Annotated in this window: 17 protein-coding genes; 12 read left to right on the top strand and 5 right to left on the bottom strand. The window is 62.1% G+C overall.

Features of this window, described 5'->3' with window-relative positions; translation table 11 throughout:
- Window positions 1-335: 335 nt before the first annotated feature.
- Entirely contained in the window at window positions 336-3,806 is a 3,471-nt protein-coding gene (locus tag AB4Y87_RS24205) for an ATP-binding protein (protein ID WP_442006776.1), read from the top strand.
- Between the two features lie 68 nt (window positions 3,807-3,874).
- Here AB4Y87_RS24205 and AB4Y87_RS24200 read toward each other — a convergent pair whose 3' ends face one another.
- Window positions 3,875-4,378 (bottom strand): FBP domain-containing protein, encoded by a 504-nt coding sequence (locus AB4Y87_RS24200; protein ID WP_442006775.1) that lies wholly within the window; start codon window positions 4,376-4,378, stop codon window positions 3,875-3,877.
- A 410-nt stretch (window positions 4,379-4,788) separates the two neighbouring features.
- Between AB4Y87_RS24200 and AB4Y87_RS24195 the strand changes: the two genes are divergently transcribed.
- The 6 genes from AB4Y87_RS24195 (at window position 4,789) to AB4Y87_RS24170 (ending at window position 11,143) form a co-directional block, all read left to right on the top strand.
- A complete protein-coding gene (locus AB4Y87_RS24195) occupies window positions 4,789-5,874 on the top strand; it encodes an iron-siderophore ABC transporter substrate-binding protein (RefSeq protein WP_442006774.1) in 1,086 nt (361 codons plus the stop codon).
- Between the two features lie 5 nt (window positions 5,875-5,879).
- Window positions 5,880-6,995: a FecCD family ABC transporter permease gene (locus AB4Y87_RS24190; protein ID WP_442006773.1), complete on the top strand. Its 1,116-nt coding sequence runs from the start codon at window positions 5,880-5,882 to the stop codon at window positions 6,993-6,995.
- The gene (locus AB4Y87_RS24185; RefSeq protein WP_442006772.1) at window positions 6,992-8,101 is read left to right on the top strand and encodes a FecCD family ABC transporter permease; all 1,110 of its coding nucleotides are present in this window, start codon (window positions 6,992-6,994) and stop codon (window positions 8,099-8,101) included. The genes AB4Y87_RS24190 and AB4Y87_RS24185 overlap by 4 nt, the downstream gene beginning before the upstream one ends.
- A 1-nt stretch (window position 8,102) precedes the next feature.
- On the top strand, window positions 8,103-8,927 hold the full coding sequence (locus tag AB4Y87_RS24180) for an ABC transporter ATP-binding protein (RefSeq protein WP_442006771.1): 825 nt from the start codon (window positions 8,103-8,105) through the stop codon (window positions 8,925-8,927).
- Window positions 8,924-9,979 (top strand): siderophore-interacting protein, encoded by a 1,056-nt coding sequence (locus AB4Y87_RS24175; protein WP_442006770.1) that lies wholly within the window; start codon window positions 8,924-8,926, stop codon window positions 9,977-9,979. The genes AB4Y87_RS24180 and AB4Y87_RS24175 overlap by 4 nt, the downstream gene beginning before the upstream one ends.
- Window positions 9,980-10,309: 330 nt before the next feature.
- Complete coding sequence (locus tag AB4Y87_RS24170) at window positions 10,310-11,143, top strand: SGNH/GDSL hydrolase family protein (protein ID WP_442006832.1); 834 nt, start codon at window positions 10,310-10,312, stop codon at window positions 11,141-11,143.
- A gap of 16 nt (window positions 11,144-11,159) precedes the next feature.
- Here the strand turns inward: AB4Y87_RS24170 and AB4Y87_RS24165 are convergent, their stop codons facing one another.
- Window positions 11,160-11,447 (bottom strand): YciI family protein, encoded by a 288-nt coding sequence (locus AB4Y87_RS24165; protein ID WP_442006769.1) that lies wholly within the window; start codon window positions 11,445-11,447, stop codon window positions 11,160-11,162.
- Window positions 11,448-11,515: 68 nt separating this feature from the next.
- Between AB4Y87_RS24165 and AB4Y87_RS24160 the strand changes: the two genes are divergently transcribed.
- Window positions 11,516-11,995, top strand: coding sequence for a MarR family winged helix-turn-helix transcriptional regulator (locus tag AB4Y87_RS24160; RefSeq protein ID WP_216927438.1), 480 nt, complete (start codon window positions 11,516-11,518; stop codon window positions 11,993-11,995).
- 39 nt (window positions 11,996-12,034) lie between these two features.
- A complete protein-coding gene (locus AB4Y87_RS24155) occupies window positions 12,035-12,799 on the top strand; it encodes an SGNH/GDSL hydrolase family protein (protein ID WP_442006768.1) in 765 nt (254 codons plus the stop codon).
- Between the two features lie 10 nt (window positions 12,800-12,809).
- On the opposite strand, the gene AB4Y87_RS24150 is transcribed toward AB4Y87_RS24155, so the two are convergent.
- Genes AB4Y87_RS24150 through AB4Y87_RS24140 form a run of 3 tightly spaced genes read right to left on the bottom strand, consistent with a single transcriptional unit; the run spans window position 12,810 to window position 15,542 of the window.
- A complete protein-coding gene (locus AB4Y87_RS24150) occupies window positions 12,810-13,631 on the bottom strand; it encodes an FAD:protein FMN transferase (protein ID WP_442006767.1) in 822 nt (273 codons plus the stop codon).
- Window positions 13,615-14,067 carry an FMN-binding protein gene (locus AB4Y87_RS24145; protein WP_442006766.1) on the bottom strand — a complete coding sequence of 151 codons (453 nt, stop codon included), beginning with the start codon at window positions 14,065-14,067 and terminating at the stop codon, window positions 13,615-13,617. The genes AB4Y87_RS24150 and AB4Y87_RS24145 overlap by 17 nt, the downstream gene beginning before the upstream one ends.
- Window positions 14,068-14,081: 14 nt before the next feature.
- Window positions 14,082-15,542, bottom strand: coding sequence for a ferredoxin reductase family protein (locus AB4Y87_RS24140; protein WP_442006765.1), 1,461 nt, complete (start codon window positions 15,540-15,542; stop codon window positions 14,082-14,084).
- A 395-nt stretch (window positions 15,543-15,937) separates the two neighbouring features.
- Between AB4Y87_RS24140 and rpmB the strand changes: the two genes are divergently transcribed.
- Genes rpmB through rpsN form a run of 3 tightly spaced genes read left to right on the top strand, consistent with a single transcriptional unit; the run spans window position 15,938 to window position 16,651 of the window.
- Window positions 15,938-16,174 carry a 50S ribosomal protein L28 gene (gene rpmB, locus AB4Y87_RS24135; RefSeq protein ID WP_011776361.1) on the top strand — a complete coding sequence of 79 codons (237 nt, stop codon included), beginning with the start codon at window positions 15,938-15,940 and terminating at the stop codon, window positions 16,172-16,174.
- A complete protein-coding gene (gene rpmG / locus AB4Y87_RS24130; RefSeq protein WP_003798558.1) occupies window positions 16,174-16,341 on the top strand; it encodes a 50S ribosomal protein L33 in 168 nt (55 codons plus the stop codon). The genes rpmB and rpmG overlap by 1 nt, the downstream gene beginning before the upstream one ends.
- 4 nt (window positions 16,342-16,345) lie before the next feature.
- Window positions 16,346-16,651, top strand: a complete 306-nt coding sequence (gene rpsN, locus AB4Y87_RS24125; protein ID WP_216927432.1) for a 30S ribosomal protein S14 — start codon at window positions 16,346-16,348, stop codon at window positions 16,649-16,651.
- Window positions 16,652-17,528 lie beyond the last annotated feature (877 nt).

Here is a 17,528-nt window from a genome sequence, read left to right as displayed (position 1 = left end):
CTCAATGCAGCGCCGTCAGCCGCCAACGCTGACCACGAAAATGAAGATGGTGCCGGGGTCAATCCAGCCAGCGGCCTCGACGATCCAGCGCCGTCAGCCGCCCTCGCTGACCATGAAAATGAAGATGGTGCCGGGGTCAATCCAACCGACGACCTCGTCGATCTTGCTAAACGGTTTGACGCGGGTTCGGAAGCCGGGAACGGCACGAGCGGCGATCCCGGAGACATGCGGCAGCATGCGTCTAAGGGAGGAACGACCGAGCATGCAGAGCATGTGTCCGGTACCGCCGCGAACGCAACCAGCACCGACGCAACAAGCACTGACGGGACACAGAAGTGACGATCGCAACCATGCTCCCGCTCGGCGAGCTCACGAACCCCGGACAGATGCGCCTGGCACTCGTGCAGGTGGTCAACTGGGGCACGTTCCATGGGGCCCACACTATGCACGTGGACCGCAACGGCACCCTTTTGACGGGCAATTCCGGCGTCGGCAAGTCGACGCTGTTTGATGCCATGCTCCGGGTTTTTGATGCCCGTCCGCGGTCCAATGAGGCTGCTGCCCAGCGGTCCGGCGGTGCTGTGGAGGACAAGAGGACCACGTTTACTTACATGCGCGGCAAGGTCGGTGATAAGGCTGTTGGCGATGGTTCGGCCAGTGCCTTCCAGCGCCCGGGTGCCACCTGGTCCGCCGTCGCGCTGACGTTTGATAATGCGGCCGGCACGAAGGTGACGGTCTCGGCGCTGTTTGATTTGCCGAAGAATGGTACGGAGTCCAGCGTCGGGCGTTTTTACGTGATCGACAACAAGCCGCTGGACTTGGAAGCGATCGAGGGGATTGCCCAGAAGAGGTTCACCAAGGGTGCCCTGGAAGGGATCTTCCCGGACGGCCAGGTGTTCGACGTTCACAAGGCGTTCGCCGAGCGGTTCCGCAGGCTCCTTGGCATCAACTCTGACCAGGCGCTTCCCCTGCTGCGGGTGATCCAGGCCGGGAAGGGCCTTGGCGGCAGCGTTAATACGTTCTTCCGTGACCAGGTACTTGATGCTCCGGCTACGTTGGCTGCGGCTGATGATGTGGTGGAGGAATTCAGCAACCTGATGTCCATCCGGCAGCGGTTGGAGGATGTCCGGCAGCAGCGCGACCAACTGGCGCCGGTTCCGGGGCTGAACAAGGACTATGCGCAGGCGTTGTTGGATGCGAACAGGCTTCGCGAGTTGGCTGGCGAGGAATTTGAGGCGTACAAGCAGCAGCTTGCGGTCACGGTCCACGCCAAGACCTTGGCGCGTTTCAAGGAGTTGGCGCAGTCCAAGGCGCAGGAACTCGCTGCCGAGCGTACGGTCCGGGATGCTTTGGCCAAGGAGCTGCGTGAACTGGAGCTGGATTACAACAACCGCGGTGGTAACGCGATTTCGGCTATCGAGCAGTCGCTGGAGAACGCCCGTGTAAGCCTGAAGTTGCGCCAACAGGTGGAGGAATCCGCCAGGAAAGCGTTGGCCGATGCCGGGCTGAACCTTGAATGGTCGGCCGAGGGCTGGGACCAGGCCCATGAGCAGGCTGCCACGCGTTCAGCGGAGTTGAAGGACGATTCGGAGGCTTTGAAGGAGCTCCGTTTCGAGGCCTTCGACGGCCATGCAACCAAGAAACGCGAGCTGGCTGCGGCTGAGCAGGAGCTGCTGTCGTTGCGGTCGCGCAAGTCTTTGCTGCCGCCGTCGAGTATTGAGAACCGAGCCGCGATCGCAGCCGCAACCGGCATCCCCGAGGAGCGCATGCCGTTCGGCGGTGAGCTGATCGACCTCGCCGAGGGCCAGGATCAGTGGCGTCCGGCCGCAGAACGTGCGCTGCGCAACCTCGCCACCACACTGTTGGTCCCGGGAGAGCACTTCGCTGCTGTTACGCGGTACTTGAACGACAACACGGTCCGTGGCGCACTGCGTGCCGTGGATGTGTCCAAGCCCGTTGCCGGTGGCGCGCTGGCTGTGGAGGACGTGTCCGACGGCGACCTCTTGACTAAGTTGAGCATCCTCACCTCGGGTGCCAATGCCGACGCCGGGGAGTGGATCCGCGAGCGGATCGCCTTGGACTTTGCGTACCCGTGCGTGGAGGACCCGGACGAGCTTGCTTCGATGGACAAAGGCCTCAGCCTGGGTGGCGTGGTCAAACGCAACCGGCACACCGTGGAAAAGGACGACCGTTTCACGAGCCGACAGGATTACGTCCTCGGCTTCGACAATGCGTCCAAGCTTGAACTGGTGGCCGCCCGGGTGGGCGAGCTGGAAAACGAGCTGGCCAAGGCTGCCGAATTGGCGCAAAGCCGTGAGGATTCCCACCAAGGGATGGCCCGGCAACTGGAAGCGCTTCGCCGCGTCGCTGAGGATGAGCGTCCATGGGAACAGGTCTCCGCAGCGGTTGCGGCGGACGAGCTTACCCGGATTGAGCAGCGGCTGACGGACGCCCTGGCTGCCCAGGCGGACCTGGAACCGTTGCGCGCCAACATCGAGGCCGTACGGGAAAAGCACCAGTCCTCCACAGGCGCGGCCGCCGTGCTGCAGAGTGAATACAAAGCGCTCGACCAAAAGATGGTCACAGCTGACGGCCTGCTCGATGCCGCGAGGTTGAAGCTTGAGCAAGCACCGCCGTCGGGCTCTACCGTTGCCGCGCTGGAACCGTACTTTGCCGGCGTCGGCGAGGTGTCCGAACTTTACGAACTCGACAACCTGGCCAACAGCGTCCGCAACAAGCTGCTCGACGAGCTGCACGCCGCCGAATCACGCAGCCAGGCTACGGCAGAGCGTCTGACGCGAATATTCGAGGCTTTCGTGCGCGACTGGGGCAGCGCCATCAGCGCTGACTATGGCACGTCCATTGGTGCTGCCGGGGACTTCGAATCGCGATATCACGCGATCGTGAGCGATGGCTTGCCCGCCCAGGAGGCGGAGTTCCGGCTGTTCTTCAACCAGCGCACGCACGAATCGTTCAGTACGCTCCTGCACCTGCTGGACGAGGAGCGCCGGAGCATCACCAGCCGGATCCTGCCCCTCAACGGCATCCTGTCCGAGGTCAATTTCCACGAAGGCAGCTATCTGGAACTGGACATCAAGCAGACGCTTCCGGCTACGGCCAAGCAGTTCAAGGATGCGATCCAGAACGCGCTGAAGGCCAAGCACACGCGGCCCTCCCGCAGCGCATCTGCCGCGGTTGGAACAGAGGCCGACGACGACGCCGAGCTCACCGCCCGCTACAAATCCCTGGAGACCCTGGTGAAGCGTCTCGGTTCCCAAACTCCAGAGGACCGCCGTTGGCGCGCCGAGGTTTTGGATGTCCGCGGCCACCTGTTTATCCAGTGCAAGGAGCACCGGGAGATTGGCGCAAAGTCGGCGAAAACCGGCAAGGCCGGCAAGAAGAAGACCGAGGTCTTCATGCATGCCGATACCGGTTCCATGTCCGGCGGTGAACGTCAGCGCTTCACGGCGTTCATCATGGCAGCGGCCTTGAGCTACCAACTGGGCATTGCCGAGCAGGGCTTCACCACCTACGGCACCGTGATGATGGACGAAGCATTTGTCCTGGCATCCGAGGAATTCGCCGGGGCCGGAATCAAGGCCCTTCACGAATTCGGCTTCCAGTTGTTGCTGGCCGCGCCGGAAAACGTGATCGATCTGTCCCGGCACCTTGGCTCGGTCACGGAAATCCTCCGCGACAAGCGGACCAACCGGTCCGGCGTGCTCACGGCTCCCGTCATTGCAGGCCCTGGCGAGCCTGGAGCCTGGCGGTCCGAAGCCAACCCCGTAGACATCGTCCTCCGATAAAGCAACGCGGGGTCACTTAGGGCCCATGGTGGAGACCTTAATGGGTCACAAGTGACCCCGCGTTGGCTTTAGCGGGTGGAGGTCCCGCGGACGCGGTCCAGGAACTGGGCCGTCCGCTCTTCGAGCCCGGCGATTTGCCGAACCACGACGACGGCCGGGTCCGGGTTGATTTCATTGGCGGGCGGTTCCTTGCGCACATTGGCGCTGCAACCGAACTCGGCACAGATCAGGGTCCCCACGGTGTTGCCGTCCTTGCCTGACTGTCCGGCCTTCTTGGCAACCCACAGATAGACGTCGTCTTTGGAGAAGACGTCCCGGCACAATTCACAAAGGACCACGCGCTTCTTTCCGGAGCCACCTTCGGGAGCGCGAAGCATGATTCCGGTGAGCTTGTCCCTGTGCGGGACCACAAGATACCCGCGCTGGGGCATCTTTTCGTCGCGCCAGCCGAGGAATTCACGGTTGTCCCAGTCGATGGTTTCAAAGTCGCGGGGAAGATTGAGCTTGGCAGCTTCGGAGCGGCTGGCATTGATGAACGATGAACGGATTTGTTGGGCAGTGATTTTCTGCACGGCACAGCTTCTTTCGGAGATGATCGACGTCGCGCAAACAGGAGCGCGTTAACTGGCAGGGGGCGTCGGTCACCAGTGAAAGCGAGGCACAGCAAAGAGACCCAAAATAGGGGTGCCAGGGCTGGGAGCTAGAGTGATGCCGACGGGTGGGGGAGTGCCAAGCAGGCCAAAATGGCCACCTCGCCAACCATGGCTGCTGCAACGGAATCCGTGCGCACGCTCATCTCCTCGTCGTTCCCTCTGGAACTCGTCGTTCTCTCTGGAACTCGTCGTTCTCTCTGGAAGCGGTAGTCCGCTGCCGATATCTTAGCAATGCCCTGGTGAGGTGATTACGTGATGCAAACGTTTCGTAATTATTCAAAGGCTAGGCTAGCCTTACTTAGGTTCGCATCACTTACCTAAGGAGTCCCGTGGCTTCCCTTCTTCCACGCCGTGCCCTGCTGAAGACCGCAGGCACCGCCACAGCCGCTTTGGCCGCCGTCGCCCTTTCCCTCACCGGCTGCTCCACCGGGCCTGCCACCACCACGTCTCCGGCAACGGAGCAGGCCGAAACCGCTGCCTTCCCCGTGACCATCAAGCACGCTTTCGGTGAGACCACCATCAAGGAACAGCCCAAGCGCGTAGTCACCATCTCTTGGGTCAATGACGACGTCGCGATAGCCCTGGGCGTTGTTCCGGTTGGCGTCCCCAAGAACGAGTGGGGCAACAACGACAAGGGCTCCACGCCGTGGAAGGATGCCGCGCTGGAGAAGCTTGGCGCGGGCTTCGGTTCGGACAAAGCTCCCGTGCAGTTCTCCGAGGCGGACGGCATCAACTTCACTGAGATCGCCAAGCTGAACCCGGACGTTATCCTGGGCGCCTACTCCGGCCTGGAGGAAGCCGATTACAAGAAGCTTTCGGAAATCGCTCCCGTGGTTGCCTACCCGGAGCTCGCCTACGGTACGCCGTGGCAGGAAAGCACCACCATCATCGGTAAGGCCCTCGGCAAGGAAGCCGAAGCCAAGAAGCTGATAGAGGACACCGAAGCCACCGTCAAGGACAAGGTTTCCAAGTACCCGCAGATCAAGGACAAGACCTATATCTACGGCAACCTGGAACCGGCAAAGGGCGACGGCGTGAACGTCTACACGGCCATCGACAACCGCCCGCGCTTCCTCTCTGAAATCGGTATGAAGCTCGCTCCGGTAGTGGAGCAGAACACGAAGACCAACAAGGACTTCTTCATCCCGTGGTCCGCTGAGAAAGCCAACGAGCTCCAGTCCGATGTCTTCGTGACGTGGGTGCCGGAAGCCGCCACAGCCGATGCCATCAAGGCCGACCCCCTGTTGGGCCAGATACCTGCCGTCAAGTCCGGCGCACTCGTTGCCGACGCTGATCAGACCCTCACCCTGTCCATCTCCGCCTCCTCGCCACTGAGCCTGCCGTGGGCCCTGGACACGTTCCTGCCGCAGCTGGGCAGCGCAGCGGACAAGGCTGCCGACGCGGCAGGCAAGTAACTGCAATGAAATTGAGTACGACGGCGGCGGCTTCCGTGGGGCAGGTTGGCGGCACTTCTGTACCGGCTAACCAACGAGGTAGCGACCCCCGGAGCAATGCCGGGGGAGGGGGAACCCGTCCCAACGTGACAGGAGGGCGGAGTGCCTGGCTGGTGGTCGCCGTCGTCGTACTCGTCGCTGCGTGCGCAGCATCCTTGGCAATCGGCGCGCGCGGACTTCCCCTGACCACCATTTGGGAAGCTATCACCAACTTCAATCCAGACAGCGGCGACCACGCAGTGGTCATCGCACGGATTCCCCGAACAGTATTGGGTCTCCTGGCAGGCGCCGCCCTGGGCTTGGCCGGAGCGGCAATGCAAGGAGTGGCCCGCAACCCACTGGCTGATCCCGGCATCCTGGGAATCAACGCGGGTGCGGCCCTTGCGCTTGTCGTGGGCATCTATGTTTTCGGCGTCGGTTCGCTGACCGGCTACATTTGGTTCGCCTTCATCGGCGCCGCAGCGGCCGCCGTCGTCGTTTACGCGATCGCATCCAGGGGCCGTGACGGCGCGACGCCGGTCAAGCTCGCCCTCGCGGGTGCGGCGCTGAGCGCGGGCTTGTTCTCGCTGATGAACGTCATCCTGGTTTCAAGTCAGGACACTTTGGACCGATTCCGGTTCTGGCAGGTGGGAAGCATTGGCGGACGCGATTGGTCCGTCCTGTTGCCCGCACTTCCCTTCCTGGCCGTCGGCGCCGTGATCGTCCTGGCCAGTGGCCGCATCTTGAACAGCCTCGCCTTGGGTGACGACATCGCCCGTGGACTTGGCCAGAATGTTGCCCTGTCCCGCGGAATCATTGGCCTGGGGATCGTCTTGCTATGCGGATCCGCTACTGCGCTGGCTGGACCCATTGGCTTCCTCGGCCTTGTGATTCCGCACGCTGTTCGCTCGCTCACTGGTCCGGACTACCGCTGGATCCTGCCGTTCTCCACGATCTCGGCGCCCATCCTGCTGATCATCGCCGATGTGATCGGCCGCGTGGTCCTGCTTCCGGGAGAAGTTCCCGCCGGCATCATGACCGCGCTCGTGGGGGCGCCGGTCTTCGTTTGGCTCATCCGCCGCGGAAAGGGGGCCGGGCTGTGACCACCGTTCACAAACTCCCCACCGAGTTGGCACTTAACACCAATGATTCCCACAAACATGGGCATCAAATGTCACTTCGGCGCGTGCTGAGCCCCACGCTTTTTCTGGGCTTCGCCCTCGTGGTGATGTTCGCCGTGTACGTACTGCTGGGCAGCTACACCGTCACCATTCCCGATTTCTTCACCATCGTCATCAACCACCTGACCGGGGGCGAGAAAATTCCAGGAGCCAGCTTCATCGTGATGGAGCACAAACTGCCGCGCGCTACCGTTGGAACGCTGATCGGCGTGGCCTTTGGCCTGGCCGGTGCACTGTTCCAGACCATGCTGCGCAATCCGCTGGCCAGCCCGGACGTCATTGGTATCAGTTACGGCGCCAGTGCTGCAGCCGTGACGGCCATCGTGATCTTTGGTGCTTCCGGGGCCGTCGTTTCCTGGGCAGCTCTTGGCGGCGCGCTGGGTGTTGCTGCCATCATCTACGCGATTTCCCGCGGCGGCTCCGGGGCTGGTGGAGGCAGCCGCGGCAACGCTGCAGGCAACCGCCTCATTCTGGCTGGTGTTGGTATCGCTGCTGCACTTCATGCAGTGGTCAACTTTCTCATGACCCGTGCAGACATCCGTACCGCAGCGGACGTCCTCGTCTGGCTAAACGGTTCGCTGAATTCTGCCACTTGGGAGCGCGCCGGGATCCTCACGGCCTCCTTGCTGGTCCTGGTTCCGGCTGTCATCATCCTGGCCGGCCCGCTGCGCATCCTCGAACTCGGCGACGATGCAGCCGCCGGTCTAGGCATTAGGGTCAACGCCACTCGGCTGGGACTGGTGTTGACCGCCGTCGGGCTTGCCGCCGTCGCGACGGCCGCTGCCGGTCCCGTTGCGTTCGTCGCTTTCCTGGCCGGGCCAATTGCACGTCGTATTGTCCGGAAACCCAGCCTCCCGGCGTCGGCCTTTACCGGTGCGCTGATCGTGTTGGCCGCAGATTTCTTCGCCTCCAACATCGCACCCGTCATCCTCGACGGAACCGTCCTTCCGGTCGGCGTCATCACCGGCGCCCTCGGTGCTCCCTTCCTGCTGTGGCTGCTGGTCACCTCGAATCGAAAGGAAGCCTGACATGGCCGTCCTTAATGCCAAGGACCTGACACTTCAATACGAGCAGCGCAAGGTGGTTGAGGGTCTCACCACCGAAATCCCCGAAGGCAAAGTCACCATGATCGTAGGCGCCAATGCCTGCGGTAAGTCCACGCTGCTTCGTGGATTGTCGCGGCTGCTCAAGCCCGCCGGCGGTGCCGTCACCCTCGACGGCAAGGACATCCACTCCCGGCCTGCTCGCGAGCTTGCCCGCACGTTGGGCCTGCTCCCGCAGCACCCCACCGCTCCGGACGGTATTAGCGTGCGCGACCTCGTGGGCCGCGGTCGCTACCCGCACCAAGGCTTCTTCCGCAGCTGGAGCGATTCCGACGACGCCGCGGTGCAGCGCGCGCTCGACGCCACCTCCACGCTGGAACTCGCCGAGCGAAGCGTCGACGAACTATCCGGTGGCCAGCGCCAGCGGGTCTGGATTGCCATGGCCCTGGCGCAGGAAACCGACGTGCTGCTGCTTGACGAGCCCACCACGTACCTTGACCTCGCGCACCAGGTTGAAGTGTTGGACCTGATTACAGACCTCAACCGCAGCCGGGGAACCACCGTGGCGATCGTGCTCCACGACCTCAACCTCGCCGCACGCTACGCCGACCACGTCATCGCCATGAAGGGCGGACGCATTGTGGCCGAAGGACCCGCACTCGTTGTAGTGACCGAGCAACTGGTCTACGACGTCTTTGGCCTCGAATCCCGGGTGGTTCCCGACCCCATCTCGGGAACACCGCTCATTGTCCCCATAGGACGCCACCACGCACAGCCCGTTTCAACCAACGAACTGGAGATCGCCTCATGAGTGCCCAACCAACACGGACCCAAGCGAGCGCCGCCGTGGAACCGATGACCGTCGCCTTCGACGTCACCGTCTCGGCCGTGCAGGACTTGAGCCCGAACTTCCGCCGGATCACGTTTGGAGGCTACTCACTGCGCGGCTTCGGCGTTGCAGGGGACACTTTGGACCTGCGCGTGAAGCTGATGATTCCTTCATGCGACGCGGCCGGCAACGTCATTCCGCTGCCTCTGTTCAAGATGGAAGAAGCCGGGTGGTACCAGGAATGGTTGGCCATGGATGCTTCCGTCCGGGGAGCAATGCGCACCTACACGGTCAGGGCTGAACGTCTCGATGCCGTCTACCCCGAAATCGACATCGACTTTGTCATGCACTTCGACGACGCAGGTAACGGCGGGCCCGCGGCCAACTGGGCGGTGGGCGCGAAACCAGGGGACGCCATCACCATCATCGGCCCCAACAACCGCGCAGCGCAGTGCACCACGGCCGGTGCTTACGGCGGCATCGAATGGCGCCCCGGCCTGGCCCAGAGAGTCCTGCTCGCCGGCGACGAAACCGCCGTCCCTGCCATCAGCGCAATCTTGGAAAGCCTGCCCGCCGACATGACCGGCCACGCCTTCCTCGAAGTACCCGAAGCCGGCGACTTCCAGGACATCTCCACGGCTGCCGATATCGAAATCACCTGGCTCGCCCGCGGTGCAGCAATTGGACGCTCACGCCCCCACGGCGAACTCCTCAAAGAAGCCGTCAGCAAGGCTGTCCCCGTCCCCGGGTGGGTAGGCCTCAAGGGCACAGACTCCGCTGCCGGTCCCGAGCCCGAAGACGTCAACGTGGATCAGGACATCCTCTGGGAAACCCCGCAACGCATGGACACCGCAGCCATCGAAGCCACCAAGAACCCCACTTTGCCTGCCGGTGCGCTGCCCTTCTACGCTTGGATCGCCGGGGAAGCGTTCGTCATCAAAGAAATGCGGCGGTACTTGGTGCGGGACGTTGGAATTGATCGGAAGCAGGTTGCCTTCATGGGGTACTGGCGGCGAGGCAAGGCGGAGGGCTGAGCGTGTTGTAGTTGCCGGCTGGGTCCGTGGCTGGGTTGGGCCGTTTGGGTCCGGCCGCTTGGCGCGCATCCTCGGCGTGCTGCTCCTTCGTCGCTTTGACGCACGCTGCCGGATCCCCGCCAAGCGTCCTCGATGCGCTCCCACACAAAACTGCCGCTGCGGCCTTGCGGGCACGTCGCCTTTCCGATGCTCTCTCACTTCCCCCCGGTTTTTGGGGGACGTTCTCTCATTTCCCGCCGGTTTTTGGGGGATGTTCTTTCACTTCCCGTTCGTCCTGTTCACTTTGGGTTGGTTGGGGTGTAACCGGGGGTGGGTAGCTTTGGGTGGATRCTGGATAGTTGCGCGGCTGGGCACAGCGGACGACGGCGGTACGTCGCCCTTGGGGATTCCTTCACCGAGGGCGTGGGGGACCCGAGCAAGGTGCTGCCCAATGGGGTTCGCGGGTGGGCAGACCGGGTCGCCGAGAAATTGGCCAAAGCGCAGCCGGGCTGGGAGTACGCGAATCTCGCAGTGCGCAGTAAAAGGCTCCGGCACATCATCGATGAACAGCTCGAGCCCGCCCTGGCCATGGAACCAACACTCATCACCTTGTATGCCGGCGGCAATGACATCCTGGACTTTGGCACGGACATGGACGCGCTCCTTAATGACTACGAGTTGCTTGTCGCGCGCCTGAGCGAGAGTGGGGCCACTATTGTCCTTTTTACCGGCTTTGACGTGAAGGTCTCAGCCGTCCTGGAACCATTCAAAAAGCGCAACACAATGTATAACCAAAAGGTCCGTGATGTTGCTGCAAAATATGGGGCGATCCTGGTGGATTACTGGTGCTTCGACGCCTACAAAGATTCACGGATGTGGGCCCCTGACCGGCTTCACATGTCCAAAGCCGGCCATAAATACCTCGCCGCCCAGGTCCTGGACCACCTAAACGTCCCGCACAAGATTTCTCCGAAGCAATGGGACCCACCCCAAAGAATGACCATGCGCGAATGGGAACGCAGGCAGCGGCGCTGGGTGAACGACTGGGTGCTGCCCCTCTTTGGACGTAAACTCCGCGGCGTCACGCTGGGGGACTCCCTGAATCCCCGCTGGCCCCAGCCCGTGAAGGTCCCACGGAAGGGTGGGCTGAAGAAACTCGTCGAAAACCAGCAGGCTACGCAGTGAAGCTGCCCAGCAAGCCTCAGTCGTCCAGCAGGTTCTCGTAGCCCTCGGCCACGCTGGTCGCCGTGAATTCAATGATCTCGAACTCGGCCACGCCGTTGCTGAAGAACGGGTCTTTGGCCAGTGAGTCATCCAGCGTTGCCCGGTCAGCTTTGGAGAGCAACACGCCGCCCGTGGCTGGAACGCGACGCCCCGACGCAAGGAACACGCCGGCGTCGAACGCTTCCTTAAGCCAGGCCATGTGGCCTGGACGGTGGAAATCGACGATTTCGTCCGGAACTTTGTAGGTCAGGGCAACAACGAACATTCCGTCAGCCTACCGTTTGCGGCTGCAGCAAGGCCGGGCCAACCGGCTAATTCTCCTAAGATGGATCCATGACTGAACCCCGCTGGCTTAATGCCGACGAACGCCGTGCCTGGTTGGCCCTCCTGAGCATCAATACCTTGCTTCCGTCGGCGTTGGATACGCAGCTTCAGTCTGCCGGGAAATTGTCGCTGTTCGACTACAACGTGTTGGCGATGCTCTCGGAAACCGAGGGCCGGTACCTGCCCATGAGCGAGCTCGCGGCCCGGACCAGCGCCTCGCTATCGCGGCTGTCGCACGTGGTCACCAAACTCCAGAAGCGCGGCTGGGTGGAACGCCAGGCGCACCCGGGCGACGCGCGGGTCACCGTTGCCCACCTGACCGAGGCCGGCATGTCCACTATTGTGGCCCTCGCTCCCGGTCACGTTGAGTCCGTGCGGGCGCTGATGCTCGACTCACTTTCGCCCGACGACGTCGCGGACCTCGCGCGCATCGGCGAGAAAATCGTCTCCCGGCTGGACAATAACCACTGGATCCTGCGGGAGTCGTAGCTTTTTACCCAAACGGTCGGCTAATGGCAGACTGACGGCATGGATTTTTCTGCCCGTTATGTTGCCTTAGGGGATTCCTTCACCGAGGGCGTTGGTGACGACGACCCAACCCGCCCCAACGGCGTCCGGGGGTGGGCCGACGTCGTTGCCCGGCAGTTGGCCCACAGCAACGAGGACTTCGGCTATGCCAACCTCGCAATCCGCGGCAGGAAGCTCCGCCAAATCATGGCAGAACAAGTGGACGCGGCAGTTGCACTGAAGCCCACTTTGGTGACGATGTACGCCGGTGCCAACGACATCCTGCGGCCCAAGATCGATATTGATTCGCTTTTGGAGGATTACGACGCCGGCATCGCCAAGTTAAGCGCGACGGGAGCCACCGTAGTGCTTTTCACGGGCTTTGACGCCCGCGGTTCCAAGGTTTTTAGCACCATGCGTGGTCGGACCGCGATCTACAACGAGTTGCTCCGCGAAATTGCCGAGAACCACGGTGCCCTGCTGGTGGATTACTGGCGGTTCGATGAGTACTACGACGTCCGGATGTGGGCGCAGGACCGGATGCACATGTCGACGGCGGGCCACGTCAATATGGCCAAGCGTGTGCTGGACGTCCTTGAGCATGAGCATGTGCTCGAGGTCCCCGAACTCGCGCCGCTTCCCGCGCTGAACAGGTCCGAAGCCATCCGGGCAAATGCGCGATGGGTCCGGGAATTCGCCGGTCCGTGGGTAGTGCGTCGTGTGCGGGGAACGTCCTCGGGCGATGGGCTTAGCCCGAAGTATCCGGCTCTGATCCGCCCGGTCTAATGGGCGGGGCTCAGGCGCGGTTACGGAAACCCGGCGTGGCGAGCAAAGTCCCGGCCCTGCCAACCGCGAGTACTTCGACGCCCCATTTCTCCACTGCCTGGTCCAAGGTTCGCGTTCCGCCCGCGACGATTGCCGTTGCCAGGACGTCGGCCGTGACGATGTCCTGTGCCGCGACGGAAACCTGAACAAACTCCATCCGTTCGGCCCCGACGCTCCAAATGTGTTCTCCCCTTTCAGTCGAGCCAGACGTTGCCAAGGCGGTCATTCCGCCTTCGGCCGAGGCGCTGAGGCGGTATGTACTGAGCAGCTTCTGGCGATCGAACGGATCAACGATGCCCGCCAGCCACAGGTTGGGATCTTCAAAGGCAGAGTCCACGGGCCCGGCTGATCCGTTCACCAGCACGTCCCCGCCAGCGTTGAGGCACCAATCGTGCAGGCCGAGCGCACCTAAGGACAGTGCAGCTTCGCGCATGGCGTGGGCTTTGACGATTCCCGAAAGATCCAACGCGCCGTCCGGTCGCTCAGCCGTGAACGCACCTTCGGTGTCCACGCGCCATTCCGAGGCCTCCGCATAGAGTTCCTGTATTAACTCCGAGGCATAAGCCAACGTCAGTTCGCCACGGGCCAGCCGGCTTGCCTCAGATCCTTTGCGGTAAAGGCTGAACGTCAGGTCGAGCTGCGCAAATATCTCTTCGACGACGTCGACGGCGGACTGCAGCTCATCGAGGGCGGTTTGCGCGGACGTGCCGCTCGCCACGGTCAGGCTCACCACAGTGCCCATGCTGCGGAAGGTACGCGCACGGAGCTTTTCGCCGTTAAAAGTTGGCTGCATCGAGGGCCGCCTGGAGGGAGGTGAGATAAGCCTCACTGGTGACGGTCGCGCCACTGACTGTTTGTACATTGGCTGACTGGGCCTGTAGGACCTCGGATCGCAAGACCGGTGCTGCCCGGCTACTGATCTGTGCGGATTTCCGTTCCGCATCGGTGAGTTGCAGGGGCGTGACCTCGGTGATCTTGCCATTCTGGATTGTCACCTGCACCTGGACTGTGCCGAAACGGGTCCCGACCGACGCGCCGTCGTACGTTGCCGCCGTCGTGCTTTCCGTGCTGCTGCCGCCCCCGGTGGAGGTGCTGCCGTTCTCCGCCGAATCGCCTGCCGACAGGCTGCTGCTCAGGCTTGTTGTGGTGGAAGTACCTGTTTCGGCCACATGGGCGCCTGATTGCCAGCCCGCGAGCAGGATGCCCGCGGAGGCCAGGGCCGTTGCCATTGCTGCCCGGATTCTCACCATTCGAACCTTTCGTAGTGGATTTGTTCTGGAGGTAGCCCGGCCGACTGTGCATCCTGCACCACTTTGCCGGCCCAGCCAGCAGGGCCGCAGACGTAGACGTCGGCGTTGGCCACGTCCGGGATATAGGAGCGGAGCGTGAAACCGGCTTGGACGGCTGATTCGGGCAGCCATTCGTTGGAGCGTGCGGAGCGCGGGCCGGTCAGGTGGAAGAGCGTTGCGCCGCGGGATTGGCAAAGGGCCATGATTTCCTTCCCAAGGAAGAGCTCTGATTCGTCGTGTCCGCGCAGCAAAACAGTTGCACTACCAGACTCAAATGGGGTGGATTCCAGCAGCGATCTCAGAGGAGTGATGCCAATGCCGGCGCCGATCATCACCACCCTGTTGCGGGACCGGGCTGCGGTGCTGAACATCCCATAGGGTCCTTCAAGGGCGACTCTGGTGCCGGGCCTAAGGCGGGCCAGCCGGTCCGATCCGTCGCCCAGGTTCCGGACCGTGATACGGAGTTTGCCCGCCGTAGTGCCCGTGGCCGGAAGGGGTTCGGCGGACAGGCTGAAGGGGTGCGGCTGCCACCAGAATCCGGGAGCCAGGAACCTCCAGATGAAGAATCTCCCGCCGGAACCAGCGAGCTCGTCGAGGCGCAGTCCAGTCATTTCGATGCTGAAGACGTCTGATGCAACACGGACCACGCGGCTGACCCTGAGCTCATGCCGGAATGTCGCTGCGAGTGGCTTGTAAATCCTGTAGAACAGGAGCGCCGTGCCCGTTCCGATGCAGATGGCCAGCCAATACCAGCGCTGCCAGGTTCCTTCGGCAAAGAGTCCGCCAACGCTGAACTGGTGGGGGATGGCCGTTGCCACGGCTGCATACGTCAGGAGATGGACGACGTACCAGAATTCATAAGGGAACCTGCGACGGATGGCCACCAGCGAGGTCACCACCACGGCGATGAACAGCGCCATAGCGACGAATGCAAGCCACATATCCGGCACGTTGACCCACAGGGACACGGCCTCGCTGACAGGGTCAAGCCCTTCTGCCGCGCCATAACCGACCGCGATGAGGAGCCCATGTGCAAGCAGCAGGTACAGGGCTGGCTTGCCCAGTGATTTGTGGGTCTCAAGAGCACGGTCATGCCCGATTGTGTTGTCGATCAACGGGATCCGGGCTGCGAGGAGCAGCATGAGGAGGACCACATCCATGCCGACCAAACCAGCCACGATTCCCAGGCCTGTCGCTGTTCCGGCAAAGGAGGAGAACCCGGCTGCACCGCCGTCTGCGAGCCACAAGGCGACCGCGACCACCGGTGACACCCACCCGAGGAAACCCAGAAGGTCGGCCCGGGCCAGCCGTCGTCGGGCTTGCGCCCGAAAGGGTTCGACGGCGGCTGGTTGCGTCCGTGGGCCCGGCGCCGAGGACCGTTCAGCACCCGAAACACGTGAGAGAAGCGATGTCATGATCCAAGACTCGCCAATGATCCTTTCGTTCTGCTGTGAAAGGGCTTGTGAGGGCTTATGATTCCTGATTGGTCTTAATTTGGCCTGGCCCGTAGAATAGTTAGGCGCTAGGTAGTGCGGATCGTGTGCAATTGCTCCGGTTGGCGGTGAGGTCAGTCTGACTGACATCCCGATGGCCGGTAGTTAGGGGCTCAAGTTGCGTGCATTCCTGTATTCGCCCGGTATCTCAGGATCTGTTCCAGTGTTTATCACTGCCCGGTTCTGAGGCCCAACCTTCTTCGCCGTACTTGATGCGGAAACTACCGAAATGGTATGGATCGGACGCGAACGCTGCCTGTCGCACGGTAACGCAGGAACATCTGCACACCGTTACATTCAATCTTTGGAGGAGAGTCATGGCAGCACACTGCCAAGTGACCGGGGCCGAGCCGGGCTTTGGACACAGCATTTCGCACTCGCACCGCCGCAACAAGCGTCGGTTCGACCCGAACATTCAGAAGAAGCGCTACTGGGTTCCGTCCCTGCGCCGTAACGTCACGCTGACCCTGTCAGCCCGTGGCATCAAGACAATCGACGTACGCGGCATCGACTCTGTCGTCGCCGACATCCTGGCACGAGGAGTAAAGCTCTAATGGCAAAGGACAAGGACGTACGTCCGATCATCAAGCTGAAGTCCACTGCGGGCACGGGTTACACCTACGTAACGCGCAAGAACCGTCGTAACGATCCTGACCGTCTGGTCCTGAAGAAGTACGACCCCAAGATCCGCCAGCACGTCGAATTCCGAGAGGAGCGCTAAACACATGGCAAAGAAGTCCAAGATTGCTCGCAACGAGCAGCGCAAGGTCATTGTTGAGCGTTACGCTGCCAAGCGTCTCGAACTGAAGAAGACCCTGGTTGACCCCAACGCGACTGACGAAGCACGCGAAGCTGCACGCCTCGGCCTGCAGAAGCTGCCCCGCAACGCCTCCCCGATCCGTCTGCGTAACCGCGACCAGATCGACGGCCGTCCCCGCGGCACCTTCCAGAAGTTCGGTATCTCCCGTGTTCGCTTCCGCGACATGGCTCACCGCGGTGAGCTCCCGGGCATCACCAAGTCTTCCTGGTAATCACGAAGCTCTGAAAGGGCCGGTAACCGTTATGGTTGCCGGCCTTTTCTGCGTTTAAGGCTGTTCTGGTGCCGGTTTGATGATGCCCAGGGGCGGGGGTCATCCTCTGCGCGCTCGCTCGTGCCTCGCTTGGACGCGCGCTGCCGGATGACCGCCGCCCCCTTCGGTTGTTCTCTCACATCCTGAGGCCTTTTGGCGGTTCTTCTCTCACGTAATCGTTGTTTTCGAGCATCCTTCTTTCACGTCCTGAGGTGTTTCGGGGATCGTTCTGTCACGTCCTGACGTGTTTCGAGCATCGTTCTCTCACGTCGTGAGGGGGTTTGGGTTGCGTGGTGGGGAGTTCGACGGCGGTTGCTGGGCTGGGTGCCGCGGCTGTCTGGGGCGGGGGGCTTTGGCTGGTGTGATGGGCTTCACGGAAGTTGTTTTGGTGCTTCCGGGCTGTTTCTGAGCCGTGGATGGTGTTGTTTGGCGTGTGTTTGCGGGGTATTGGGGTGGTGTTCGGGGCGATTTGTTCCGGGGCTGGTGGGCGTGTAATGTCTTCTGAGTCGCCGCGAGTGAGACAGCCTGGTGCTGGGAACTGCGGGGGCCAACCCCTTTGATAACAGCCTGGAAAATGGTGCGCTTTTGGGCGTGCCGGTGCCGGGTGGGGCCGATGTGGCGGGATCGAAAATCGCGGAAACGTTGATTTGCATGGATCCGGTTGATCGGGTAAGTTTGAAAAGTTGCTCCGGAGCGATCCTGTGGCCCTGTTAGGGGTTCTGGTGGTGCCGGTTAGTGTCTGTTGTTTGAGAACTCAATAGTGTGCCAAGTTTGTTGATGCCGATTGTTTTATTGATTGGTTGAAATTATGGCCAGGCCGTTGCGCACCCCCGTGTGT

The organism is Paenarthrobacter sp. RAF54_2, from assembly GCF_052113945.1.
Classification (GTDB): domain Bacteria; phylum Actinomycetota; class Actinomycetes; order Actinomycetales; family Micrococcaceae; genus Arthrobacter.
Note: the sequence above shows the minus strand (reverse complement) of the source record. Positions and strands in the feature narration are given on the sequence as shown.

Excerpts from the sequence above, each read along its gene's own strand:
- AB4Y87_RS24145 (WP_442006766.1), bottom strand. The coding sequence starts at position 14,067 with ATGGCAACGGCCCTGGCCTCCGCGGGCATCCTGCTCGCGGGCTGGCAA.
- AB4Y87_RS24190 (WP_442006773.1), top strand. The coding sequence starts at position 5,880 with ATGAAATTGAGTACGACGGCGGCGGCTTCCGTGGGGCAGGTTGGCGGC.
- rpsN (WP_216927432.1), top strand. The coding sequence starts at position 16,346 with ATGGCAAAGAAGTCCAAGATTGCTCGCAACGAGCAGCGCAAGGTCATT.
- rpmB (WP_011776361.1), top strand. The coding sequence starts at position 15,938 with ATGGCAGCACACTGCCAAGTGACCGGGGCCGAGCCGGGCTTTGGACAC.
- AB4Y87_RS24140 (WP_442006765.1), bottom strand. The coding sequence starts at position 15,542 with ATGACATCGCTTCTCTCACGTGTTTCGGGTGCTGAACGGTCCTCGGCG.
- AB4Y87_RS24155 (WP_442006768.1), top strand. The coding sequence starts at position 12,035 with ATGGATTTTTCTGCCCGTTATGTTGCCTTAGGGGATTCCTTCACCGAG.
- rpmG (WP_003798558.1), top strand. The coding sequence starts at position 16,174 with ATGGCAAAGGACAAGGACGTACGTCCGATCATCAAGCTGAAGTCCACT.
- AB4Y87_RS24150 (WP_442006767.1), bottom strand. The coding sequence starts at position 13,631 with ATGCAGCCAACTTTTAACGGCGAAAAGCTCCGTGCGCGTACCTTCCGC.
- AB4Y87_RS24175 (WP_442006770.1), top strand. The coding sequence starts at position 8,924 with ATGAGTGCCCAACCAACACGGACCCAAGCGAGCGCCGCCGTGGAACCG.
- AB4Y87_RS24180 (WP_442006771.1), top strand. The coding sequence starts at position 8,103 with ATGGCCGTCCTTAATGCCAAGGACCTGACACTTCAATACGAGCAGCGC.
- AB4Y87_RS24165 (WP_442006769.1), bottom strand. The coding sequence starts at position 11,447 with ATGTTCGTTGTTGCCCTGACCTACAAAGTTCCGGACGAAATCGTCGAT.
- AB4Y87_RS24160 (WP_216927438.1), top strand. The coding sequence starts at position 11,516 with ATGACTGAACCCCGCTGGCTTAATGCCGACGAACGCCGTGCCTGGTTG.